Raw genomic sequence first — 24,019 nt, forward strand, 5'->3', positions numbered from 1 at the left:
TGGAGCAAAAATATTTTTTAGATTATGAATTTTTTAAATCGTATTTCTCAATTCTTCTATACAACGCAGCTCTTGACAATCCTAGCTCTTCTGCCGTTTTACTGATGTTTCCGTTGTATTTGAAAAGTGTTTTTTCGATTGCACTTTTTTCCATTTCTGATAGCGGGTTTTCATCGTTTTCCTGAATTTCTTCGAAATCTAAAATATCCAGATTTGTGACCGAAATAGTATTATTATCAGCCAAAATCAAAGCGCGTTCTATTTTGTTTTCCAATTCGCGAATGTTTCCTTTCCAGGGATATTTTTCTAAATATGGCGCAACATTATCATCAAAATGCCATCCCGAAGCTTCGTGACCATGATTGTATTTTTGGGCAATCTTATCCAGGATAAAATGCGCCATTGGTACAATATCATCTTTTCGTTCGCGTAATGATGGCAAATAAATTTCCATTGTATTGATGCGGTACAGCAAATCTTCGCGAAACGTTTTATTTTTTACCTCAGCTTTTAAATCACTGTTTGTTGCTGCAATAATACGCACGTTCAAAGGTCTGGGTTTACTTTCTCCTAAGCGCGTAACGGTTTTAGTTTGTAGAACATGTAATAATTTAGACTGTAAATGCAACGGAATATTCCCAATCTCGTCTAAAAAAACAGTTCCGTTTTGCGCGGTTTCAAATCTTCCGGGCGTATCTGTTTTTGCATCAGTAAAAGCACCTTTTGCATAACCAAAAAGTTCACTTTCGAATAAATTATCACTCAAAGAACCTAGATCAACATGCACAAAAGGCTGTTCTTTTCGCTCTGAGTTTAAATGAATAAATTCTGCAAATACATATTTTCCTGTTCCGTTTTCGCCCAAAATCAATACATTAGCATCTGTTTTGGCAACTCTTTCTGCAATAGAATAGGCTTGTTTTATTTTAGGCGAATTGCCGGTAAAATAGCTTTTTTCCGTTTTTTGTTCTACAACCTTTTTGCTGTTCTTTCTGCTTTCGGCCACAGCCTTATCAATAGTTTCTATTAACTTTTCGTTGTGCCAGGGTTTCAAAACATAATCAAAAGCACCAATTTTTATTCCTTCAACGGCGGTATCAATTTTTCCAAAAGCTGTCATTAAAATCACAACCGTTTGTGGCGAAAGTGTTTTGATTTCTTTAAGCCAATGAATGCCTTCCCGCCCATCTTCAAAACCAATTCTATAATTCATGTCTAGCAAAACCACATTTATTTCATTTTCACTTAAAATAGAAATGATTTTTTTAGGGCTATTTGCCGTAAAAATGTTTTCGAAATGTTTTTTCAGGATCATTTTTGCCGAAAAAAGAATTTCTTCCTGATCGTCAACGATTAATATTTGGGCTTGCTTTTTTCGCATGGTTTATTTTATTGTGCGATAATGAACGATCAACTGTTCATTATCGAACACTCCTTTTTTGAGTGGTTTTTAAAGCTTCTTTAAAATCAATACTTTACAAATAATAATTTTTATGGCATAGTATTTACCTATTGGTAATCAGTAAATTATTAAAAAAAATGGACAAAGTAATTCCTCGTAAAAATAGAAAATTTAGATATCTCACAATAGCAATTGGAGTTTTTTTAGTTTTGGCAACAATCATATTTTTTTCGTTTAACACTAAAAGAAGCTTAAATGTAAAAGCAGAAGATTTAAGTATTCAGAAAGTTGAAAAAGCCTTTTTTGAAGATTTTGTTGTTTTTCAGGCAAAAGTAGAACCTTTGAATGTGATGCTTGTAAATGTTACTGAAGGAGGATCTGTAAAAGAGATTTTTGTCGAAAATGGAGCCATGGTTACTAAAGGTCAATCGCTGGCACGTTTATACAACCCAAATACTGAACTTAATTACCTGACTCAGGAAACGGCGATTATCGAACAAATTAACAATTTGAATACAGGAAAACTGAACATTAGAAATCAGGAACTAAATCTAAACAAAGATTTGGTTTTGATCGAGCATGATTATAATGATGCCAAAAGATTATACGACATGAATGCCCGATTATATGAAAAAGAGGTGATTTCTAAAAATGACTGGAATACGTTTAAAGAAAGTCTTCGTTTTCAGGAAGAACGAAAAAGAACGATTCAGCAAAGTATTCAAAAAGAAAAACAAACGAATCAGATTCAGATTTCGCAAATCAACCACTCGATTCAAACCATGGAAAAAAGTCTGGATATTTTGAGAAACAATAAAAAGAACTTTTTAATTATTGCTCCTGAATCCGGTCGATTGACTTCGTTCCAGCCTGTTTTAGGAAAAACGTTTCAGGCTGGTGAAAGCATCGGGAAAATAGATTCTAAACAAGGCTATAAATTAACTGCTGAAGTCGATGAATTTTATCTCGAAAAAGTGCGTGAAGGTTTAAAAGGACAGGTAGAATTTAAAGGGAAAAATCTGGAAGTTCTGGTTACCAAAGTAATTCCGGAAGTAAAAGGCGGCCATTTTATAGTAGAACTGGCTTTTACCTCTAAAGAAAATATCGTTTTGCAAGACGGACTTAGTTTTGGTGTGAAACTAATTTTATCAGAGAAAAACAAAACTCTTGTCATTCAAAAAGGAAGTTTTAATCAGGAAACCGCAGGAAAATGGATCTTTGTGGTAAAAGGAAATAAAGCCGAAAGAAGAAATATAAAATTAGGAAGAGAAAATCCTTCGTATTATGAAGTTCTTGGAGGATTAAAAGAAGGCGAATCAGTAGTTATATCCTCTTATTCTGATTATAAAGATATTGAGGAGTTATCGATTAGTAGTTCGCAGTAAACAGTTCTCAGGCTCAGTTTACATTTTACAACTAACATTTTACAATTCATAATTAACAGCGTTTCAATCATCAATCAAAAAATAGAATTAACAACAACTATAATTTTAAAACTATGATAACAATTCAAAATTTAACCAAAGTTTTTAGAACAGAAGAAGTAGAAACTTCAGCTTTAAGCGGAATCTCTGTAGAAATTAAAAAAGGAGATTTCCTGACTATTATGGGACCTTCTGGCTGTGGTAAATCGACTTTATTAAATATCATTGGGCTTCTTGACAGCGCGAGCGGCGGAAGCTACAAACTATTAGATCAGGAAATGGTTGGCTTAAAAGAAAAAGGGAGAGCAGCTGTTCGTAAAGAAAACATTGGTTTTATTTTTCAGAATTTCAATTTGATTGATGAGCTTTCGGTTTATGATAATATAGAATTGCCTTTGCTTTATAATAATGTAAAAGCATCTGAAAGAAAACAAAAAATTGAGGCAATTGCCGAGAAACTAAATATCTCACACCGATTAAAACATTATCCGCAACAGCTTTCAGGCGGACAACAACAAAGGGTTGCCGTTGCAAGAGCTTTGGTAAACGATCCAAAAATTATCCTTGCTGATGAGCCTACGGGAAATTTAGATAGTAAAAATGGGAATGAGGTTATGGAACTTTTAACTGATCTACATGCTAAAGGCGCTACTATACTGATGGTTACACACTCTGATTATGATGCTTCGTTCTCGCAAAGAACAATACACATGAAAGATGGTGTTATATTTTCTGAAAAATTAAATCAGAGAAATGTTGATGTTTTTATGGACGCTAAATAATACGAAAATGATAAAGTTTATTGTAACAGCATTCATCGTCCTGATGGGATTTGTATGCAAAATATTAGCTATGATTTAAAAATAAATGGTTCTTAAAAAAACTATTGATTATCCAAAACGACTATAATAACTATAAAAAATAAAGCATGATTTTTAACTGGTTTAAAATATTTATATATCATTTAAAGCAAAACAAATTGTTTTCGTTTTTGAATGTCATGGGATTAAGCATTGGAATTGCCGGTGTCATTTTCGCAATTTTATATTGGAATAATGAAAACTCGTATGATCAATGGAATCCTGAAAAAGAAAACGTATATGAAGTTCTGAATAAATTTGGAAATGCCGATTTATGGAACTCAAGTCCGGTACCTTTTGGTTTAACCTGTAAAGCAACCATTCCTGAGATTGAATCTATAACTTTTTGTACTGGCTGGTATAATGAAGATGTAATAAAATATCAAAATCAAAAATGGATTGGCAAAAAAATTATCCTCGCAGATTATGACTTCTTTGATTCTTTTCCGTTTCCAATTCTAAAAGGAGCTAAAAAAGACATCTTAAAAGAAAAAAACAGTGTTGCTATTTCTGATGAAACTGCAAAATTAATTTTTAAAAATGAAGATCCTATTGGCAAAATTATTACAAAGGACAATAAACCTTATGTTGTAAAATCAGTTTATAAAATCATGAGACCTTCATCTGTAGAACCAAATTATGTTTTTGGAGGTTTGATCAGAGAGGACGACATTAAAAATTGGGGCAACTTCAGTTACACCTTGATAATTAAAACCAAAAAAGGAGCCAATATCGAGACGGTTTTAAAGAAGATGCAACACGTAAATTTTGTTAATAGAATTGTAAAAGAAGCTAAAAAAGAAGGCGTAACACCAGAACAATTTATCAAAGAAAATGGCAACATTATAGTTGTTCTCGACCAATTGGCCACAGCACGTTTACATGGTACAAAATCGCCTAACGGAGATAATTTTCCTGAAGGAAGAGGCAATTTACAACTGCTTTATATTATGGTAGGCTTGTCTATTTTGATTCTTACATTGTCTTTAGTAAATTATATTAATCTCGCAACTGCCTCGGCAATAAAACGTGCCAAAGAAGTGGGAGTTCGCAAAATTGTTGGCGCCAGCAAAAAGCAAATCATTGCTCAATTTATATTTGAAACTGCCATTATTGTGGTTTTGGCGATTATTTGTGCGCTGGCAATTGTAGAGCTGTCACTGCCTTATTACAATAATTTTTTGAATAAGTCACTCACAATGAATGGTAGCGAATTTTACCTGCAGCTTATTTTTATATTTGGATTAGTAATCATTCTTGCAGGTATTTTTCCAGCCATTTATATTTCAAATTTTGAAACACTAAAAGTTTTGAAAGGCAATTTCTCCAGAAGTAAAAGCGGAATTTGGGTTCGAAATTCAATGTTGATTTTTCAGTTTGGTATTGCCGCTTTTTTTATCATTGGTGCCTTAATTGTAAACTCGCAGGTTTCTTATATGATGAATAAGGAACTTGGTTTTAGCGGGTCTCAGGTAATTCGTGTTCCGTTTAGATATACTGACCAAGCTAAAAAAGGACAAAAATACACGACGACAAAACAGGAAATTCTTAAATTTTCAGGTGTAGAGAATGTATCTACATTTACAGGTTCTTTTGGATACGGCAGCAGTTCAAGTTCTGGTTTTTCATATAATGGCATTTTTGTGCAGCCCAGAAACATCGAAATGGATTACGGCTTTCTGGATATGATGAAAATTAAGATTGTTGAAGGACGGGATTTATCACCAAAATTTGCCTCAGACACTATAAGTAACTGGCTAATTAACGAAACTCTCGCTAAAGATTTAGGACTTAAAAACCCTATAAATACCATATTAACCTCTGGCTGGGGAAGCGATAAAGGAGTTATGAAGTTTAAGGTGGTTGGAGTTGTAAAAGACTTTCACATAACAGGACTCCAAAGTAAAGTTCCTCCAATGATTTTTGTAACTATGAAAACTTTAAAATGGAATAATTTTGAAAACGTTTACATAAAAGTTTCGCCTAATAACCTGACCGAAACTTTAGCAAAATTAAAATCTTATTGGGAGAAAAATGTCAATCCAGATTATCCTTTTGATTATGAATTTATCAATAAAGGATTTGCCAAAACTTATGAAGAACAAATCAAACAGAAAGATTTATTTTTTATTTTAAATCTTGTGGTTATTATTATTGCTGTTTTCGGATTATTTGCTTTGGCTTCATTTTCGATGGAAAGAAGATTGAAAGAAATCGCCATTAGAAAAACATTAGGCGCAGAAACAGATGTTTTACTAAAAGAATTATCTAAACAATACGTAGGTTTTTGTTTAATTGGTTTTATAATTGGCATTATTCCGGCTTATATTTTATTAGAAAAATGGCTGGATAATTTTGCTTTCAGAATTGGAATTTCATTTATTCCGTTTAGTATCGCACTGATTTCTTTGTTGTTTTTGACATTACTAATTGTTCTGACAAAAGCGTATCAGGTCACCAAAATCGATGTGCTGAAATATTTAAAATACGAATAAACTTGTAGACCATTTTTTAAGAAACCCGACAGATTTATCCATTTGTCGGCTTTCTTTTTATTTACTTCACAACAAAAGCATCTGAATACAATAATTTATACAATTGCACATCTCTGTCATAAACATCAGGATAAAAACCTATTTCTCTATTATCGCTTATTTTAAGCGGTAAAAATGTTTTAAATAGAGAATTATAAAATAAAAATTTCAATATCATTTTAGATTTAGAATGCGAAGACAAACAATGTCAATCGTTTTGAGTAATCTCAATATCAATAAATACGATTTAAAAGGGTTTGAATCCGAACATAATCTGTTATCTTTGTAGTCTGAAATCAGTTTAAATAAACACAATGCTTAAATCGATTTCTTTCAATAGAAAACAGTAGATTAAAATGAAATTAGACAGAAAAGAAATTCTTAAAGCTCTAGAGACAATCACTATAGCGGGAGAAGGAAAAAATATGGTTGAGAGTGGTGCTGTTGCCAATGTAATTACTTTTGGTGATGAAGTTGTAGTCGATTTGCTTTTGCACACTCCGGCAATGCACATTAAAAAAAGAGCCGAAGATGATATCAGAAAAACGATTCATGAACTGGTATCTCCTGAAGCAAAAGTTAAGGTAAATATTAAAGTCGAAGCAAAGGAAAACCCGAACGAAATAAAAGGAAAGGCTATCCCGGGAATCAAAAATATTATTGCCGTTGCCTCTGGTAAAGGTGGAGTTGGAAAATCAACTGTTACTGCAAATCTTGCCGTGACACTTGCAAAAATGGGTTTTAATGTTGGAGTTCTTGATGCAGATATCTACGGCCCTTCGATGCCAATTATGTTTGATGTTGAAAACGAAAAACCAATTTCGATTACTGTTGACGGAAAATCAAAAATGAAGCCGGTTGAAAGTTATGATATCAAAATACTTTCTATAGGTTTCTTTACAGCTCCAAGTCAAGCTGTTATCTGGAGGGGTCCAATGGCTGCAAAAGCATTAAACCAAATGATTTTTGATGCAGATTGGGGAGAATTAGATTTTATGTTAATCGATTTACCTCCGGGAACTGGAGATATTCACCTTTCGATCATGCAATCTTTACCAATTACCGGAGCTGTTGTAGTAAGTACTCCTCAGGCTGTGGCTCTTGCCGATGCCAAAAAAGGAGTTGCTATGTTTATGCAGGATAATATTAATGTTCCAGTTTTGGGAATTATTGAAAATATGGCATACTTTACACCGGAAGAATTACCTGATAATAAATATTATATCTTTGGACAAGAAGGTGCAAAAAACCTTGCTGAAGATTTAGATGTTCCGTTTTTAGGAGAAGTTCCAATTGTACAATCTATTCGTGAAGCGGGAGATTTTGGTCGCCCTGCAGCTTTGCAGACAGCATCAGTAATAGAAACCATTTTTGAGGAAATAACGAGAAATGTTGTGCAGGAAACAGTAAACAGAAATGAAAATTTACCTGCAACAGAAGCCATTAAAATTACAACTATGGCAGGTTGTTCAGCAGTAAAAAAATAATTAGATAATGAGATAATGAGACAATTAGATAATGCTCTTGAGAGAATTTAAAATTTTCTTTAAGCATGATCTAATTCTCTAATTCTCTAATTGACACATTAATATTATGACAACAGAAGAATTAACAAACAACGTATTATTGGCTCTGGATGAAATCAGACCTTTTTTAAATTCTGACGGAGGAGACATTACACTAATTTCTATAGACGATGACAAACATGTCAAAGTACGTCTTGAAGGAGCTTGTATTAGCTGTAGCGTAAATCAAATGACCTTAAAAGCAGGCGTTGAAACAACAATAAAAAAATACGCTCCACAAATTGAAACGGTGGTAAATATAATGTAACAAAAGGAGATTTTTTCTCCTTTTTACATTTAATCAATTAACAAGAATAATAGTTCTTTGGTGGATTATTTTTTGAATCTGTAAAAAATCAACTCAAAAAATACTACTTATTGCGGATTTCATAAAAAACAACGCAAAGTTTTAAGAGTTTCAGGCAAGGTATTGTTACATATTTAACTTAAATTTGTCACAAAACTCCTAAATATCAAATTATGAAGAATTATTACGCTCTGTTTTTATTATTATTTTTTGTTTCTGCAAATTATGCACAACAAACTACCCAAACTCTAATTGTTGATAAAGCATGGCTCAATGAAGCCGAAGAGTGGTCAGATTTTCAATACGCAGGTCAGATTGTATTTTCAACAAATGCAAATGAACAAGAAGGAAGTCTAAGAATTGGTAATTATGATTTCTTATACGATTTCTGCGATGGAAAAGCTAAATTTGCAAACAAAGCAACTTATAGTGCAGCCCAATTCACAAATCCAAGAAAAGTATCTGTAACAACAGATAAACAAGGAGTAACGAATTCAACTTACGAAGGCACTTTGATCTTTCAATCAGACAAAGATTATTATTCTGTAATTGCTTTAGTTACCATACTGGAGAAAAACGGAAATACACTTGGTTTAAAAATGCGCCTTAAAGAAGGCAACAAAAAAGAATACGCATTTAGTATTAAAAATAGCTAACATAAGTAAGGATTTTTTCACGTTATAAAATCCTAACCAGTAAAATTCCAAAAATTAAAATGGATGTATTAATAAAGATTAAAGATCGAGAAGGAGTTATACACGAGTTACAAGCTCCAACTGATATGGCAATGAATATAATGGAGCTATGCAAAGCATACGAACTTCCTGTTGAAGGAACCTGTGGCGGAATGGCCATGTGTGCCTCTTGCCAGTGTTATGTTCTTAATGATGTTGCATTACCGGAAATGGGAGATGAAGAAGAAGCCATGCTGTCGGAAGCATTTTATGTTAAATCAAATAGCCGTTTAGGCTGCCAGATTCCAATTACTACCGAGTTAGAAGGATTAGAATTAGAATTAGCACCTGAATATTAAATAATAAAAAAAGCGAGAATTAAATTCTCGCTTTTTTTATGGCCTCTTTTTAATAATACTTCTTTATTAAATCTTCTAAATCAAACTCTTTTAACTGCTTATCAAGATATTTTCCTCTGCTGCTTAATTCTCTTTGATAGGGTGCAAAATTGCTGGTAGATTTATTAAACTCATCGTTTAGTTCCTTCAATTTATTTTTATCATTATCATTCAGTGAAAATTTATTTTCGATGAAATTAAGAATTCTTTTTATTGCAATTTCTTTTTCTATAATATCATTTTCATTATTGTTTAAAGTGCATATTCCGTACACTCCTTTACAAAAATGAGTCCACTCTTCTTCCAGCGCACTATCTATTTTTTGAGTATCTACTATATTATTTTCATCAAACACATTTCCATAAGCAAATGTCTTTTGAGTATGATTTTTTAAATTAGTTAGTAAATTTTGTTTGAATTGATTTTTAAAGTCTTCCGGACTTTTATACTCAGAATGCTCTCTTATAAGTTCTAAAATAACCGGATGAAAATATTTCCTTGTAAAAACAATCTTATGACTATCATTTAGTGAAGAAGTAATAGTCGTTTCTGAATTTACAATATAAGAAGGCTCAGGAACGAGTTTACTTTCAATCAATTCATTTAGCTTCTCTAAAGAAATATCAGCTATTTTAATTATATCCTGAATCTCTATATAATTATCCTCAATATATTTTAAGTTTTCCATTTTATTTTTTTGATTTAACAACCCTACTTTAAGACCCAAATCTGAAAAAGCTTTTAGTTATTTTTGCAATTAGGAATTATTTAATTTTAATCGCCTAAATCACCCGGATCAAAAGGTTCAAACTCTCTTTCAGAAAATGCTTCGGTCAGTATTCCTGATGAGCACAACCAGGTTATAGTTTCTTCAAGGTTCTTTCCTGTTTTATAAATCATTTCGTTATGTCTTGGCAGTACAAAATATTCGTTTTTAAAAAGAATAATTTCATCTCCGTCATAGGTATCTCCAATTCTGACAGCGCCAAAATCCCGGGATAAAACTTCCTCTTTAGATAAAACATCTTTACCTTCATCCCAAAACCAATATTCGGTTATGCGGTTTTTCCATTCATCCAGAGTTAGTATAATAGTTTCAGGAAGATAGATCCGTACGTAAGTTCCTCCCAGAATTCCGCTTCCGTATTTTAAAACGTATTCTTTATAATCTTCATCAAAAGTAATATTCAAGGTTTTCTCGCAAGCCAGAATATCTTCATTTTCAGCCAGAAATAAGTCTGTTTTATTGGTCTTATAATTTGGGATTATTTTATAATTATCAAAGTTCATAAATCTAATTTTAAACGCTAAGTTACCAATTATAAAAACATTTCTGCATAAAAAAACCGTAATCACATTGCTGCAATTACGGTTTTTTCTCTATAACAATTTTCTTTAATCTCTGATTAAACCAAACCTGCCTGAATTAAATATTCAGCGATTTGAATGGTGTTTGTTGCAGCTCCTTTTCTTAAGTTATCAGCAACGATCCACATGTTTAAGGTGTTTGGCTGGCTTTCGTCACGACGAATCCTACCTACAAAAACATCATTTTTACCTTCTGCATATAATGGCATTGGGTAGGTAAAAGTATCCAGGTTATCTTGTACCACTACTCCATCTGTATGATGTAAAATTTCGCGTACTTCGTTTACATCAAAATCATTTGTAAACTCAACATTTACTGCTTCACTATGTCCGCCAACAACAGGAACACGAACTGCGGTTGCTGTAACTCTGATCGTGTTATCACCAAGAATTTTTTGAGTCTCACGAACTAATTTCATTTCTTCTTTAGTGTATCCGTTTTCTTCAAAACTATCGCAATGTGGAATCGCATTTCTGTGAATTGGATATTTATAAGCCATTTCTCCCTGAATTCCGGCATATTCATTCTCTAATTGTCTCACCGCTTTTACACCAGTTCCTGTAATTGACTGGTATGTAGAAACAATGATTCTTTTGATGTTGTATTTTCTGTGCAACGGAGCCAAAGTCAATACCATTTGAATAGTTGAGCAATTTGGGTTTGCAATAATTTTATCTTCTTTTGTTAAAGTATCAGCGTTGATTTCAGGAACGATTAATTTTTTTGTCGGATCCATTCTCCATGCCGAAGAGTTATCAATAACAGTTGTTCCGGCTGCAGCAAACTTTGGCGCCCACTCTAATGAAGTATCGCCTCCAGCAGAAAAAACAGCGATATCAGCTTTTAAATCAACAGCGGTTTGTAATCCTACAACTTTATATTTTTGACCTTTATATTCAATTTCTTTTCCTATTGATTTTTCAGAAGCAACAGGAATTAACTCTGTAACAGGAAAATTTCTTTCTGCTAAAACTTTAAGCATTATCTCGCCAACCATACCAGTGGCACCTACAACGGCTATTCTCATTTTTATATTTTTAGTATGAATTATTCTTATCTACTATGCAAAAGTAGCTATAATAAAAAACAAAACAAGGCGCTTCACAAAAAATAACAAAATGTTACAAATTAAACAAAAACAAAAAAACCGCCTCAATCAAGAAGCGGTTAAGTTAGACTTAGTGTAGCGGTATATTATTTATTTTTTAACAGATCTCTAATCTGAATAAGCAATTCTTCTTGTGTTGGTCCTGCTGGTGCAGCTGGTGGCGGAACTTCTTTCTTTTTTGCATGATTTATTCCTTTAATAATTAAGAATAAAACAAAAGCAACAATTAGAAAGTTAATTACTGCCGAAAGAAACAAACCGTACTTGACTCCCCCAAAGGCCGTAAGCTCTTCTATAGTAGACAAATGTGCGGCGTCTAATGCGGGCTTTAATATTAATGGCGTAATTACATTTTCAATTAATGAGCTCACAATTTTACCAAAAGCAGCTCCAATTATAACCCCGACAGCCAAATCGACTACGTTGCCTTTCATTGCAAATTCCTTAAATTCTGAAAATATCCCCATAATTGTTTATTTTAGTTTATAATAATTGATATCGAAAATACGGAATTTTCTGCAAAGTTTCAAAATCTATCTGAAAAATACCCGTTTTACACGTTGCGAAATACTGGTCATGATCTCATACGGAATTGTTTTTAATGCAGTTGCCATTTCTATAACAGTTGGGCTTTCGCCAAAAATAATAACCGAATCTCCTTCTTTGCAATCGATGTGACTTACATCGACCATCAACATATCCATACAAACACTTCCTAAAATGTAGGCTTTCTGATTTTTAATAGTAACAAACCCAACCTGATTCCCCCATAATCTCGAAATTCCGTCAGCATAACCTATTGGTATTGTAGCAATTTTAGTTTCCCTATCTGCCATAAAGCGACGTCCGTAACCTACACTATCTCCGGCAGGAATAGTACGAACCTGAGAAATAATCGATTTCAGGGTTCCCACATTTTCCAGATATTTTTGCTCAGCCGGATCATTTGAAACTCCGTATAAACCAATTCCTAAACGCACCATATTATATTGTGCATCCGGGAAATTGCTGATTCCGGAAGTATTTAAGATATGACGAATTGGATTTATATTTAATTCTGATATTAATTTAGACGACAGTTTATCAAATAAATTAATCTGAGAAATCACAAAATCATAATGCTGCAACTCATCACTTGTTGCTAAATGCGACAGTACACTTTTTATTTTTACAGTTGAATTCCCTTTTAAGGTCTGAATCAATTCGTCGAGCGTATTTTCTTCAAAACCTAAACGATGCATTCCTGTATCTAATTTTATATGAATCGGGAAATCTTTTAAATTCTTTTCGCGTGCAATTTTCAGGAAAGCTTTTAATCCTTTTACACTATAAATTTCAGGTTCTAAGTTGTATTGAATAATCGAAGGAAAACTGGTCGATTCAGGATTTAAAACCATAATGGGTAATTTTATTCCACCATTTTTAAGCGAGATTCCTTCATCGGCAAAAGCCACACCTAAATAATCTACTTTATGATGCTCCAATAATTTTGCAATTTCCAAACCTCCATTTCCATAACCAAAAGCTTTCACCATAACCATCAGCTTAACGTTATTGGTTAATTTTGACTTGTAATAATTCAGGTTATGGCTAATCGAATTCAGGTTGATTTCAAGAATAGTTTCATGCGTCTTTTCTTCGAGTAAAGAAACAATTTCTTCAAACTGAAATGACCTTGCCCCTTTTATTAAAATAGTTTCATTTTCAAAATTCAAACTTTCGATTTGAGCAATAAATTCGGCCGTATTTTGAAACGAAATACAATTCGAAAATTTAGCTGCAAACGAAGAAATCGTTGTTCCAATTACTATTACACGATTTATTTTATTATCAGATATTAATTGTGCCACTTTAGAATATAATTCTTCGTTCGAGAATCCGCTTTGAAAGATATCCGAAAGGATAATTGTTTTTGAAGCATTCTTTTTTTGCTGGCTTTCCAGAAAATCCAAAGCAATTTTGAGCGACTGAAAATCTGAACTGTAACTATCATCAATAATACTGCAATTATTGATTCCGTTTTTCACCTCTAAACGCATTTGTACCGGATACAGATTTTGAACACGGTTTTGAATGGTTTCTGAATCATATTTAAAATAAAGCAAAACCAACAAACATGAAATTGTATTTTCTATCGATGCCGAATCACTAAACGGAATTTCTAAATTAAAAACCTCGTCTTTATATTGGTATTTAATACTTGTTGAATCACTTTTATTTTCTTTTTTCAGAATAAAAACATCCGCAGAACTATCTGAAAAACTCCACGAAAAAACCCTTCTTTCGTTTAATGGATATTGAATACAAAATGAATTAAGACACTGTTCTACAAGTGGATTCTTTTGATAAATTATGACCGCTGATTCTTTAAACAATAATAATTTTTCATTTATTTTTTGCTGCAGGTTTTCAAAACCTTCATCATGCGCAGAACCTATATTAGTTAAAACTCCAATTGTAGGCTTCACAATTTTTTCGAGTTTTATCATTTCATTAACCGTCGAAATTCCGGCTTCGAAAATCCCTAAATTATGTTTCTCGTTAATTGCAATTACAGATAACGGAACGCCAACCTGTGAGTTATAACTTTTTGGGCTTCGGATGATATTATAATCCGGGCTAAGCAAAAAATTAAGCCATTCTTTTACAATCGTTTTACCATTACTTCCTGTCAATCCGATAATAGGAAAATGGAAAAGATTACGATAATAAGCCGCAAATTCCTGCAAAGCTTTGAGTGTGTTTTCAACTAGCAAAAAATTGGCTTTTCCCACACAATTTTCAGGAATATATTGCACGACAAAATTCTGAACCCCTTTCTCAATTAATTCTAATATGTACAAATGAGCATCATTATTAACGCCTGACAAGGCAATAAACAAAGTTTCAGAACCGTTTTGTAACGAACGGCTGTCGATTGAAATATGATCAACAAAAATATCAGCGTCTGAGCCTGTCCATTTGGCATTAAGAACCGGGATAAGGCTTTTTAAGTTTATGCTCATTTAGAAATTCTTTTTGTCAAATTTAAAAAAAGGTTTGCCACCAATTTCACAAATTCTCACTAATTCTTTGTGGTTATTTTTTTGTGACAGATTAATAAAAGTTTGCTACAAATTAAAATTCGTGCTAATTCCTGCAATTCGTGGCAAAAAAACATTATTTGTTTATATTTGCTTAACACCACTAAATACAACGTTTTGAAAAAAATACTTCCTATATTTTCCTATATATTACATCCGATTTTTATCTCGATGTATGCCACTTTGTTTTACCTTTTTTGCAAAAATGACATTTTTACAAACGAAGAGAAATATTATGTTTTATTTCAGATCCTGATCATTACAATATTAGTTCCCGTATTGTTTTTCTTGTTGCTTCGTTCAACAGGACATGTAAATTCAGTAATGGTTCATGAGACTTCACAACGTAAAATTCCGCTTATTCTACAGTGTTTCCTTTATATTTTATTAGTTAAAAGAAGTATTGTAATTACCCGTTATCCAGAACTCCACTTCTTTTTTCTTGGTGCCTTGTTCAGTACAATATTAGCTTTGGTATGTTCTTTATTCAAGATAAAGGCAAGTTTGCATATGATGGCAATTAGTGGATTTACGATTTTTGCAATAGGTTTAAATATTCATCTCCAGCTGCAAAACCCATATTGGGTGGCTTTTTTAATTTTAATGACGGGTGTTGTTGCTTCTTCCCGATTGGAAATGGAGGCACATTCGCCAAATGAATTATTAATTGGGACGTTTATAGGGATATTTCCGCAGTTGTTGTTTTTGTATTTATGGTTATAAAATGTAGAAAATCAAACCAATATTCATTGCTTTTACTGCTACATTCTCGCCTAAAACTGTCTTAACTGACTTATCAAACAAACCATTCAAACCATAATAACAATACACGTTCCAGGTATTGTAACCTGCTGAAAGATATATACCGTATTGAAATTGATTGATATCTTTATTATTGGAGATTTTAAAAGTATTATCTCCATCTTTTAAAATCGACTTATCAGAGAAAACATAACTTAATTTTACACCACTGTAAATCCTCCAGAATTTATAACTTTCATAAGTCGAATTTCTCCATCTAAACTCAATAGGCACATCTACTGAATACTGCTTATATCGATTCGAAGCAAATTCGCTGTAATTATTTACACCATAAACTTGTTTACCGTTCTGATCTTTTGAAATGGTTAGATTTTGGTAAAAATTTTGGTAGCTAAATCCTAAACCGGCTGCAATTGCAATAGTCCTGTCTTTATTAATTGGCATATCGCGCAAAAAACCACCCGAAATTCCGGCTGAAAACTTATCCTGTTTAAGTCCTGATGGCCCCTGAACCAAAAGATTATAAGTAATAGAAAAGTAAAATTGATCTTCACGATACAACGAATCGATTTTAACAATAGGTTTTAGCTCAGGCTTAACTTCTTGCGCAAAAGAATTGAAAAACGACACTAAAAATAAACAACTTAAAAGTAATCGCATATCGTATTTTGGTTTTAAAGAGTTTTTCAAGTAAACGGTTTTTAGTGTAGATTTATTTTACTTACAAATATAATATAATGCTAGTTCCGGAGACAATCAGATCGTAATTATTCTGTTTTTGATGGTGAATAAAAGCAATCGTTGCACTTTTTTCAACAAATAAGCATGAGAATATAAAAAATAAATCAATTTTACTTTGATCTTTTATACCTTTGTCAGGAATGAAAAGAAAGCAGCTCATATTAAGTGTTTCTCTGGCTCTGACAGTATTGTTCTCAATATTGTTTCAGTCGATACACAGTTATGAGCATATTGTAAAACAACTTTCAGAAAAACAATGCCACCACAATTATAATGATCCTAATGGTGAGATAACGCATCAGCACCATGATTATGATATTTGTTTTGTTTGTCATTTTGTTTTTGGAAGTTATATTGTGCCGGAACAATTTGCTTTTCAATTTCACAATTTCAATACTCAAATCCCTTATTTTTTCTCTCTTTCAGAGAAAATATTTTCACTTTCAGAAAATCCGTATTTACTGCGCGGTCCTCCCGAAGCTCTAGTTTCTTAATTTCGATTATACTCGAAAGACAATCAAAATCTTTTAATCTGATTCAAAAAAAATTAGTTGATTTCCCCATCCTGAAATGCTCCGGATCGGCAGATTTTACTATTTCTTTTAGTTTTTGCTTTAAAAGACAAAAATCAAATTAACTATAGCATCATTTTCAAATGAAAAAAATAATATTAGCCCTTATTTTAGGGTTTTCGAGCATTCTTTCTGCTCAAAATTCGGTTTCAGGAACGGTAACAAATCTCGAAAACCAACCACTCGCAAACGTGTCCGTTTATGCACCTGAATTACATAAAGGTACTACGACGGATGAAAACGGAAAATATGATTTTAAAAATCTTCCAAACGGGAGTTTTCGACTTACATTTACTTTTGTTGGATTCACTACTCAAAGTAAATCAATCTCTAAATTACTAAAAGAAAACACTATTGATATAACACTTACTGAATCTGTTTTTGAAATGGATGAAGTGGTGGTTTCAACGCCTTTTAACAAATTGCAATCGCAAAACGTAATGAAGGTAGAGCACGAAAGCATTAAAACTTTGCAGCAAAAAGGAACTTCAACTTTAATTGAAGGTTTAGCAACGATTCCGGGAGTTTCGCAAATCTCGACAGGAACGTCTATAGGAAAACCTGTAATTCGTGGATTGAGCGGAAATCGCGTTTTGGTTTATTCTCAGGGTGTTCGTATCGAAAATCAACAATTTGGCGACGAGCACGGTTTAGGCTTAAACGATGCCGGAATCGAAAGTGTTGAAGTCATCAAAGGGCCAGCTTCCTTATTATATGGTTCTGATGCTTTGGGCGGAGTTTTATATTTTAATCCTGAAAAATTTGCTGATGCAAACACATTCAAGGCTAATTTCAGCCAAAAATATTTCACAAATACACAGGGAAGCAATTCTTCTATTGGATTAAAAACTTCGACTGATAACTGGAAATTTTTAGCACGCGGAAGTTTCAACACACATTCTGATTATAAAATTGCCGATGGTGATCGCGTAACAAACACACGCTATAATGAAACCGATTTTAAAACTGGAATTGGCTACAGTAACTCAAGTGTTTCAAGTGTTTTAAGATACAATTACAATAAACTGGACCTGGGAATGCCTGAAGACGGAATTGCAGAACAATCTTCAAGTAAAAATACAATGTTCCCTAGACAAGGGATTTTTAATCACTTATTGAGTTTAAACAATGTTATCTTTTTTCAGAATTCGAAATTAGACGTTGATTTAGGGTATATCGCCAATGATAGAAGTGAGTTTGAAGACAGCAATGAAGCATCTCTTCATATGAAACTGAATACTTTTAACTACAATGCTAAGTATCATTTTCCGAAATTTGGAAAAATTGAAACTATTTTAGGTGTACAGGGAATGCATCAGACCAACAAAAATTCTGGTGAAGAATATTTAATTCCGGATGCCACTACAAATGATATTGGTGTTTTTGGAACAGCAAATTACGAATGGGACAACAGTGTTATTCAAGCCGGATTGCGTTTTGACAATAGAAACATCAACTCAATCGCTCACGGTACAGAAGGTGAAGAAGGCTACTTTTTACCTTTAGACAGATCTTTTGACAGTTTTAATGCTTCTTTGGGATATAAAACACAACTGGCTGAACCTCTAACACTTCGATTGAATGTGGCAACAGGATTTAGAGCGCCAAATTTAGCCGAATTAACTTCAAACGGAGTTCATGAAGGAACGAATCGATACGAAATTGGAAATGCTGATTTAAAAACAGAACAAAACGTTCAGACTGATTTGAATTTAGAATACAAAAACACCCATTTTGAGTTCTTTATTAATGGTTTTTATAATCATGTAAACAATTACATTTATACTTCGCCAACTGGAGAAACACGTGATGATAATGATGTTTTTGCTTATGTACAGGACAATGCAAAATTATATGGTGGTGAAGTTGGTCTTCACTTTCATCCTCATCCGCTTGATTGGCTGCATTTTGAAACCAGTTTTGAAACCGTAACAGGTAAAAAAGACAATAAGGATTACTTGCCTTTGATTCCTGCCAATAACTGGAACAATACTTTAAGAACTGAATTTAAAATCAAAAACTGGTTCGAAGAAGGATATGCTTCATTAAATGTTTCTTCGACTTTTAACCAGAACAATGTAAGTGGTTTTGAAACGGCTTCAAACGGATATACTCTGGTAAATCTGGGCTTTGGAGGAACAGTAAAATTAGGCAAACACGCTTTTGATGTAAACCTGAACGGAAATAATTTATTTGATAAAAAATATATCGCTCACCTTTCAAGATTAAAAACTGACGGAATTCCTAATATTGGACGAAATATTGTTTTGGGGGTTAACTTTAATCTGTAACATTTTAAAACCATATACGACTTATAAAAAAGATAGTTAAAACTAATTGAACTTATAGGTCTTATATGGTTTAACTTTTTATCATTATCATTTCAAAACAAAAAGGCTATTTTTGCTATAACCGTTTAAATTTATACAATGAAAAAAACATTTCTTATAATGGCAATTACAACCGCAGGAATTTCATTTGGGCAAAATAAGATTCAATATCCCGAAACTAAAAAAGGCGAGACAGTTGATGTCTATTTTGATACTAAAGTAAGTGATCCTTATCGCTGGCTTGAAGATGACAAATCAGCTGAAACCGGTGCCTGGGTAAAAGCTGAAAACGAAGTTACTTACGGTTATTTAGATAAAATCCCTTTTCGTGATGAACTAAAAAAACGAATGGAAAAACTTTGGAACTACGAAAAAATCAGTGCTCCGTTTGTAGAAGGAAAATTCACTTATTATTCAAAAAATAACGGATTACAGAACCAATCTGTCATTTATAGAAAAGGGCAAGATGGTAAGGAAGAAGTTTTTTTAGATCCAAATACTTTTTCTAAAGACGGAACAACTTCTCTTGGAGGTTTAGATTTTTCTAAAGACGGAAATAAAGCAGCTTACGCCATTTCTGAAGGAGGAAGTGATTGGAGGAAAGTAATTATCATAGATGCTTTGTCTAAAAAAGTTTTGGAAGACACATTAGTTGATGTAAAATTTAGCGGGATTTCATGGCGTGGAAACGAAGGGTTTTATTATTCTAGTTATGACAAACCAAAAGGAAGTGAACTATCTGCAAAGACAGATCAGCATAAATTGTATTTCCATAAATTAGGAACTTCGCAAAAAGAAGATAAAGTTATTTTTGGTGCAGATCAAAAACGTAGATATGTGGGAGGTTATGTTACTGAAGATGATAAATATCTGGTAATTTCTGCTGCAAATTCTACTTATGGAAATGAATTGTACATTAAAGATCTAACGAAAGCAAATAGTCCTATCGTGACAATTGTAGATAACTTTAACAGCGACAATCAGATTATTGAAAACGAAGGAACTAAATTGTTTATCGAAACAGATCTTAATGCACCAAACAAACGTGTTGTTACGGTTGATGTAAGCAATCCTAAACCTGAAAACTGGAAAGATTTTATTAAAGAAACCCAGAATATCTTATCCCCAACGACTGGTGGAGGATACTTTTTTGCCAATTATACTAAAGATGCCGTTTCATTTGTACAACAATATGACTATAGCGGAAAACTGGTGCGCGAAATCAAACTTCCTGCAGTAGGAACCGCAAGCGGATTTGGAGCTAAGAAAAATGAAAAAACATTATATTACAGTTTTACCAATTATACAACTCCGGGAACAATCTATTCATTTGAACCAAAAGCAGGTAAATCTCAGGTATACCAAAAACCTGTAGTTGATTTTAAAAGTGACGATTACGAATCTAAACAAGTATTCTATACTTCAAAAGACGGAACAAAAATACCAATGATCATCACATATAAAAAAGGAACAAAATTAGACGGTAAAAATCCAACAATACTTTATGGTTATGGCGGGTTCAATATTAGTTTAACACCAAGTTTTAGTATTGCAAATGCCGTTTGGTTAGAAAACGGAGGAGTTTATGCTGTTGCTAATTTAAGAGGTGGTGGTGAATATGGTAAAAAATGGCACGATGCAGGAACTAAATTACAGAAACAAAATGTATTTGATGATTTCATTGCTGCCGGCGAGTATTTAATCGCTCAAAAATATACTTCATCAGCTTTCCTAGCGATTCGCGGTGGTTCTAACGGTGGTTTATTAGTTGGAGCAACAATGACACAGCGTCCGGATTTAATGAAAGTTGCATTACCAGCAGTTGGCGTAATGGATATGTTGCGTTACCATACTTTTACCGCTGGTGCAGGTTGGGCTTACGATTACGGAACAGCTCAGGATAATAAAGAAACGTTTGAATACCTTAAAGGATATTCGCCTGTACAAAATGTAAAAAAAGGAATTCAATATCCTGCAACTATGGTTACAACAGGGGATCATGATGACCGTGTTGTTCCTGCACATAGTTTTAAATTTGCTGCTGAATTGCAGGAAAAACAAACAGGTCCTAATCCGGTTTTAATTCGTATTGATGTAAAAGCAGGTCACGGAGCAGGAAAATCTGTTGCAGCAAGCATTCAGGAAAATGTAGACATTCAGGCGTTCACGCTTTATAATATGGGCTTTAAAGCTTTGCCTAAAAAGTAAAATTTAGTCTTTTAGTCTTAATTAGCCACGAATTCACGAATTATTTTTGTGAATTTGTGGCTTTTTTTATTTCACGCAGATTCTGCAGATTTAGTCAGATCTAAGCCGATTTAGTTGATAAAAAATCTGCGCACATCTGCTTATTTTTTTTTAAAATCTGCGTAAAAAATAATTCGTGAATTCGTGGCTTTTTTTGTTTTCTCACAGATCTTGCAGATTTAGCAGATACTGTGAGCAAAAAATTTGTCTTAAAAAAATTCGTGAATTCGTGGCTATCTTTTTTTAACTAATCCTTTTATGCTAAATTTGAATAACTAAAAAACCAGAAAAATGAAAATTGTAAAATGGGGAATTATAGGTTGCGGGAATGTAACCGAAGTTAAAAGCGGTCCGGGATTTCAGAAAACGCCTAACTCAGCATTGGTTGCTGTAATGCGCAGGGATGCGGCTCTTGCAGAAGATTATGCAAAGCGTCATAATGTTCCGAAATGGTATTCGAATGCTGTTGATTTAATCAATGATCCTGAAGTTGATGCCGTTTATATCGCTACTCCTCCATCCTCTCATAAAGAATATACAATTTTGTGTGCCAAAGCCGGAAAACCGGTTTACGTAGAAAAACCAATGGCACTAAATTTTGAAGAATGCAATGAAATGATCCGTGTTTGCAAAGAACATAATGTACCGCTGTTTGTTGCTTATTACAGAAGAAGTTTACCAAGATTCCTAAAAATAAAAGAATTAATTGATCAGAATAAAATTGGAACTGTTAGACATGTAAACTGTGTTTTATACCACCCTTTTGAAGAAAGATATGACGATGAGATCAATTTGCCCTGGACAGTTTTACCTCATATTTCAGGAGGTGGAATATTTGTTGACTTAGCTTGTCATACTTTAGACTTTCTTGATTTTGTATTAGGCCCAATTCAGTCTGTTCGCGGACATGCAAGTTCACAACTAAAAGCCTATCCGGCAGAGGATTCAGTTTCTATGTCATTTTTATTCGAAAACGGAATTCATGGAACCGGTCTGTGGAATTTTGCCAGTTTTGAGCGTTATGACAACACGGATATTGTAGGTGACAAAGGAAAAATTTCTTTCTCTACTTTTGGAAATGATCCTATACATCTTCAATATACAAATGGAGAAAAAGAAAGTATTACAATCGAAAATCCACTTCATATTCAACAGCCTTTTATCGAAACTGTTGTGACAGAAATTTTAGGCAGTGAAGGTTTTTCTCCTTCAAAAGGAACTTCAGCAGCAAGAACGACCTGGGTAATTGATGAAGTTTTGAAGGAATTTAGAAATTCTAAATAATTATTGCAATTGTGAGTTTACCTACAATATTAATAAACCCCACAGGTTTTAAAAACCTGTGGGGTTTATTGCAAACTAAACGAAAAATTTCTGATGAGAATGATTCTCATAGCCCCGATAGAAGTGGAAATCCTTTTGTGGCGGGGTTTGCCACAAAAGATTGAAACGTCCCGAAGCTTCGGGAGCGGGATTAGCTCCTGAAAAATATTTTAGAAATTAGGGTGACAAACAAGACGTAAAACCTACAATAACAAAAAGAGGATATTCAAATGAATATCCTCTTTTTGTTATAAAGTATAATTTTTCTTAAATTATAGGCTGTATTTAAGACCTAAAGTCAAACCTAAACCTGAAATACCAACATAAGTACTAACATCGTCAGTAGCTCTTGTACTATCAAAACCAGCTGCATTAGTTACTTTACTATTTGAAGTAGAACTGATTGTCTCAACATATTTAGTATGACTTGCAGAATATGATGCATCAGGACGGAAAGTAGTTGGAGTATTTAATTTGTCTACACCATTTTCAGTGTATACTTCAGTTTCTTTAGTTTTTCCGTGTACAGTAAAGTTACGGTATTCTAATTCTGCAAAAGCAGAAATATGTTTTCCTAATTTATATGAAGTACCTATAGAGGCCATAAATCCAAGTGAAGGATTTGGCTTAACAACATCTTTTGAATAAGCATTAGTAGTTGCTACTTGGTTAGCCCCAACAAAAGTACTGTAAGTTCTATCAGTTTTAATATCTAACGTTCCGTGAATTGGAACAATGATTCCAACTTTAGTATATGGTTCAAAACCATGAGCTTCACCTAAAAACATCACAAGTGCCGGTGCCAAATCAAAAGCTTTAATTTCTCCTTCTGCAGTAAAACTTAAATAAGTAGCCGCTGGACTAGTCGCAGGGTTGTATGAAATAAGTCTATCTGTAGTTTGTGCCATTGTTTTAGTATTACTTACGTAGTAATTTGCTGCCATCTCAACTCCCAAACGTGTTGAAAAACGGTAACCAGCAGTAATTCCACTTCTAAAACCTTGTCCAAAAGAACCAGTAACACCTTCTCTTGAAACTAATTTATTATTTGCTAAAGTACCTGCATAGACATCTCTATTTGGCAATTGACCTCCAACAACTGGAAATTCTGTAGAAGCAGTTTGGTTGAAATAAGATCCACCAATTTTAAAATACCAACTTTCTGGTTTATCCGCTTTTTCTGTTTGCGCCATTGTGGCCATAGAGCAAACTAATAATCCTAGTAAGAAAAGGTTCTTTTTCATAATTCTGATTTTAATTAATTTATACAAACTTAGATTATTTTAACATATTCTTATAGTTTGCATTGTTAGACTTGGT

General features: G+C 33.1%; 21 protein-coding genes. 12 read left to right on the forward strand and 9 right to left on the reverse strand.

The annotated features are described in order from the left end of the window. Positions 1–22: 22 nt before the first annotated feature. Positions 23–1,381 (reverse strand): sigma-54-dependent transcriptional regulator, encoded by a 1,359-nt coding sequence (locus RC62_RS17165; protein ID WP_055097389.1) that lies wholly within the window; start codon positions 1,379–1,381, stop codon positions 23–25. Between the two features lie 158 nt (positions 1,382–1,539). Here RC62_RS17165 and RC62_RS17170 point away from each other — a divergent pair, with 158 nt between their 5' ends. The 3 genes from RC62_RS17170 to RC62_RS17180 all read left to right on the forward strand — a co-directional run bounded on the left by RC62_RS17170 (position 1,540) and on the right by RC62_RS17180 (position 6,181). Then, positions 1,540–2,787 carry an efflux RND transporter periplasmic adaptor subunit gene (locus tag RC62_RS17170; RefSeq protein ID WP_082421311.1) on the forward strand — a complete coding sequence of 416 codons (1,248 nt, stop codon included), beginning with the start codon at positions 1,540–1,542 and terminating at the stop codon, positions 2,785–2,787. A gap of 113 nt (positions 2,788–2,900) precedes the next feature. Beyond that, positions 2,901–3,608 (forward strand): ABC transporter ATP-binding protein, encoded by a 708-nt coding sequence (locus RC62_RS17175; RefSeq protein ID WP_055097392.1) that lies wholly within the window; start codon positions 2,901–2,903, stop codon positions 3,606–3,608. A gap of 146 nt (positions 3,609–3,754) precedes the next feature. Continuing rightward, a complete protein-coding gene (locus tag RC62_RS17180) occupies positions 3,755–6,181 on the forward strand; it encodes an ABC transporter permease (RefSeq protein WP_055097394.1) in 2,427 nt (808 codons plus the stop codon). 61 nt (positions 6,182–6,242) lie between these two features. Here the strand turns inward: RC62_RS17180 and RC62_RS22905 are convergent, their stop codons facing one another. Next, positions 6,243–6,398: a hypothetical protein gene (locus RC62_RS22905; RefSeq protein ID WP_157472555.1), complete on the reverse strand. Its 156-nt coding sequence runs from the start codon at positions 6,396–6,398 to the stop codon at positions 6,243–6,245. Positions 6,399–6,576: 178 nt separating this feature from the next. On the opposite strand from RC62_RS22905, the gene RC62_RS17185 reads away from it, so the two are divergent. The 4 genes from RC62_RS17185 (at position 6,577) to RC62_RS17200 (ending at position 9,125) form a co-directional block, all read left to right on the forward strand. Next, on the forward strand, positions 6,577–7,707 hold the full coding sequence (locus RC62_RS17185; protein ID WP_055097395.1) for an Mrp/NBP35 family ATP-binding protein: 1,131 nt from the start codon (positions 6,577–6,579) through the stop codon (positions 7,705–7,707). Between the two features lie 106 nt (positions 7,708–7,813). Continuing rightward, positions 7,814–8,053 carry a NifU family protein gene (locus RC62_RS17190; protein ID WP_055097397.1) on the forward strand — a complete coding sequence of 80 codons (240 nt, stop codon included), beginning with the start codon at positions 7,814–7,816 and terminating at the stop codon, positions 8,051–8,053. A gap of 212 nt (positions 8,054–8,265) precedes the next feature. Next, a complete protein-coding gene (locus tag RC62_RS17195) occupies positions 8,266–8,748 on the forward strand; it encodes a hypothetical protein (protein ID WP_055097398.1) in 483 nt (160 codons plus the stop codon). 59 nt (positions 8,749–8,807) lie between these two features. Next, positions 8,808–9,125: a 2Fe-2S iron-sulfur cluster-binding protein gene (locus tag RC62_RS17200; protein WP_026982672.1), complete on the forward strand. Its 318-nt coding sequence runs from the start codon at positions 8,808–8,810 to the stop codon at positions 9,123–9,125. A 49-nt stretch (positions 9,126–9,174) separates the two neighbouring features. Here RC62_RS17200 and RC62_RS17205 read toward each other — a convergent pair whose 3' ends face one another. The 5 genes from RC62_RS17205 to RC62_RS17225 all read right to left on the reverse strand — a co-directional run bounded on the left by RC62_RS17205 (position 9,175) and on the right by RC62_RS17225 (position 14,646). Then, the gene (locus RC62_RS17205) at positions 9,175–9,852 is read right to left on the reverse strand and encodes a DUF6058 family natural product biosynthesis protein (RefSeq protein WP_157472557.1); all 678 of its coding nucleotides are present in this window, start codon (positions 9,850–9,852) and stop codon (positions 9,175–9,177) included. An 86-nt stretch (positions 9,853–9,938) separates the two neighbouring features. After that, positions 9,939–10,454 (reverse strand): SMI1/KNR4 family protein, encoded by a 516-nt coding sequence (locus tag RC62_RS17210; RefSeq protein WP_055097400.1) that lies wholly within the window; start codon positions 10,452–10,454, stop codon positions 9,939–9,941. 116 nt (positions 10,455–10,570) lie between these two features. Then, on the reverse strand, positions 10,571–11,560 hold the full coding sequence (locus tag RC62_RS17215; protein WP_055097402.1) for an aspartate-semialdehyde dehydrogenase: 990 nt from the start codon (positions 11,558–11,560) through the stop codon (positions 10,571–10,573). 167 nt (positions 11,561–11,727) lie between these two features. Continuing rightward, positions 11,728–12,108 (reverse strand): large conductance mechanosensitive channel protein MscL, encoded by a 381-nt coding sequence (gene mscL, locus RC62_RS17220; RefSeq protein ID WP_055097403.1) that lies wholly within the window; start codon positions 12,106–12,108, stop codon positions 11,728–11,730. A gap of 66 nt (positions 12,109–12,174) precedes the next feature. Continuing rightward, the gene (locus RC62_RS17225; protein ID WP_055097404.1) at positions 12,175–14,646 is read right to left on the reverse strand and encodes a bifunctional UDP-N-acetylmuramoyl-tripeptide:D-alanyl-D-alanine ligase/alanine racemase; all 2,472 of its coding nucleotides are present in this window, start codon (positions 14,644–14,646) and stop codon (positions 12,175–12,177) included. Between the two features lie 195 nt (positions 14,647–14,841). Here RC62_RS17225 and RC62_RS17230 point away from each other — a divergent pair, with 195 nt between their 5' ends. Continuing rightward, positions 14,842–15,447: a hypothetical protein gene (locus RC62_RS17230; RefSeq protein WP_055097762.1), complete on the forward strand. Its 606-nt coding sequence runs from the start codon at positions 14,842–14,844 to the stop codon at positions 15,445–15,447. On the opposite strand, the gene RC62_RS17235 is transcribed toward RC62_RS17230, so the two are convergent. Further along, the gene (locus tag RC62_RS17235; protein WP_316932862.1) at positions 15,442–16,176 is read right to left on the reverse strand and encodes a porin family protein; all 735 of its coding nucleotides are present in this window, start codon (positions 16,174–16,176) and stop codon (positions 15,442–15,444) included. The genes RC62_RS17230 and RC62_RS17235 overlap by 6 nt on opposite strands. 191 nt (positions 16,177–16,367) lie before the next feature. On the opposite strand from RC62_RS17235, the gene RC62_RS17240 reads away from it, so the two are divergent. The 4 genes from RC62_RS17240 (at position 16,368) to RC62_RS17255 (ending at position 22,660) form a co-directional block, all read left to right on the forward strand. Beyond that, entirely contained in the window at positions 16,368–16,721 is a 354-nt protein-coding gene (locus tag RC62_RS17240) for a hypothetical protein (RefSeq protein WP_055097406.1), read from the forward strand. A 161-nt stretch (positions 16,722–16,882) separates the two neighbouring features. Beyond that, the gene (locus tag RC62_RS17245; RefSeq protein WP_055097407.1) at positions 16,883–19,090 is read left to right on the forward strand and encodes a TonB-dependent receptor; all 2,208 of its coding nucleotides are present in this window, start codon (positions 16,883–16,885) and stop codon (positions 19,088–19,090) included. A gap of 138 nt (positions 19,091–19,228) precedes the next feature. Beyond that, positions 19,229–21,337: a prolyl oligopeptidase family serine peptidase gene (locus RC62_RS17250; RefSeq protein ID WP_055097408.1), complete on the forward strand. Its 2,109-nt coding sequence runs from the start codon at positions 19,229–19,231 to the stop codon at positions 21,335–21,337. A 330-nt stretch (positions 21,338–21,667) separates the two neighbouring features. Continuing rightward, positions 21,668–22,660 carry a Gfo/Idh/MocA family protein gene (locus RC62_RS17255; RefSeq protein ID WP_055097410.1) on the forward strand — a complete coding sequence of 331 codons (993 nt, stop codon included), beginning with the start codon at positions 21,668–21,670 and terminating at the stop codon, positions 22,658–22,660. A gap of 311 nt (positions 22,661–22,971) precedes the next feature. Here the strand turns inward: RC62_RS17255 and RC62_RS17260 are convergent, their stop codons facing one another. Then, the gene (locus RC62_RS17260) at positions 22,972–23,943 is read right to left on the reverse strand and encodes an outer membrane beta-barrel protein (RefSeq protein ID WP_055097412.1); all 972 of its coding nucleotides are present in this window, start codon (positions 23,941–23,943) and stop codon (positions 22,972–22,974) included. Between the last annotated feature and the right edge of the window lie 76 nt (positions 23,944–24,019).

Origin of the sequence: Flavobacterium aquidurense, assembly GCF_001404985.1 — a bacterium.
Lineage (GTDB): Bacteria > Bacteroidota > Bacteroidia > Flavobacteriales > Flavobacteriaceae > Flavobacterium > Flavobacterium aquidurense_B.

What these genes read in the sequence shown, in the direction of transcription:
- RC62_RS17170 (WP_082421311.1), top strand. Translation starts at nt 1,540, where the DNA reads ATGGACAAAGTAATTCCTCGTAAAAATAGAAAATTTAGATATCTCACA.
- RC62_RS17240 (WP_055097406.1), top strand. Translation starts at nt 16,368, where the DNA reads ATGAAAAGAAAGCAGCTCATATTAAGTGTTTCTCTGGCTCTGACAGTA.
- RC62_RS17175 (WP_055097392.1), top strand. Translation starts at nt 2,901, where the DNA reads ATGATAACAATTCAAAATTTAACCAAAGTTTTTAGAACAGAAGAAGTA.
- RC62_RS17260 (WP_055097412.1), bottom strand. Translation starts at nt 23,943, where the DNA reads ATGAAAAAGAACCTTTTCTTACTAGGATTATTAGTTTGCTCTATGGCC.
- RC62_RS17255 (WP_055097410.1), top strand. Translation starts at nt 21,668, where the DNA reads ATGAAAATTGTAAAATGGGGAATTATAGGTTGCGGGAATGTAACCGAA.
- RC62_RS17245 (WP_055097407.1), top strand. Translation starts at nt 16,883, where the DNA reads ATGAAAAAAATAATATTAGCCCTTATTTTAGGGTTTTCGAGCATTCTT.
- RC62_RS17250 (WP_055097408.1), top strand. Translation starts at nt 19,229, where the DNA reads ATGAAAAAAACATTTCTTATAATGGCAATTACAACCGCAGGAATTTCA.
- RC62_RS22905 (WP_157472555.1), bottom strand. Translation starts at nt 6,398, where the DNA reads ATGATATTGAAATTTTTATTTTATAATTCTCTATTTAAAACATTTTTA.
- RC62_RS17210 (WP_055097400.1), bottom strand. Translation starts at nt 10,454, where the DNA reads ATGAACTTTGATAATTATAAAATAATCCCAAATTATAAGACCAATAAA.
- RC62_RS17185 (WP_055097395.1), top strand. Translation starts at nt 6,577, where the DNA reads ATGAAATTAGACAGAAAAGAAATTCTTAAAGCTCTAGAGACAATCACT.
- RC62_RS17200 (WP_026982672.1), top strand. Translation starts at nt 8,808, where the DNA reads ATGGATGTATTAATAAAGATTAAAGATCGAGAAGGAGTTATACACGAG.
- RC62_RS17215 (WP_055097402.1), bottom strand. Translation starts at nt 11,560, where the DNA reads ATGAGAATAGCCGTTGTAGGTGCCACTGGTATGGTTGGCGAGATAATG.
- RC62_RS17180 (WP_055097394.1), top strand. Translation starts at nt 3,755, where the DNA reads ATGATTTTTAACTGGTTTAAAATATTTATATATCATTTAAAGCAAAAC.
- RC62_RS17205 (WP_157472557.1), bottom strand. Translation starts at nt 9,852, where the DNA reads ATGGAAAACTTAAAATATATTGAGGATAATTATATAGAGATTCAGGAT.
- RC62_RS17190 (WP_055097397.1), top strand. Translation starts at nt 7,814, where the DNA reads ATGACAACAGAAGAATTAACAAACAACGTATTATTGGCTCTGGATGAA.
- RC62_RS17165 (WP_055097389.1), bottom strand. Translation starts at nt 1,381, where the DNA reads ATGCGAAAAAAGCAAGCCCAAATATTAATCGTTGACGATCAGGAAGAA.
- mscL (WP_055097403.1), bottom strand. Translation starts at nt 12,108, where the DNA reads ATGGGGATATTTTCAGAATTTAAGGAATTTGCAATGAAAGGCAACGTA.
- RC62_RS17225 (WP_055097404.1), bottom strand. Translation starts at nt 14,646, where the DNA reads ATGAGCATAAACTTAAAAAGCCTTATCCCGGTTCTTAATGCCAAATGG.
- RC62_RS17195 (WP_055097398.1), top strand. Translation starts at nt 8,266, where the DNA reads ATGAAGAATTATTACGCTCTGTTTTTATTATTATTTTTTGTTTCTGCA.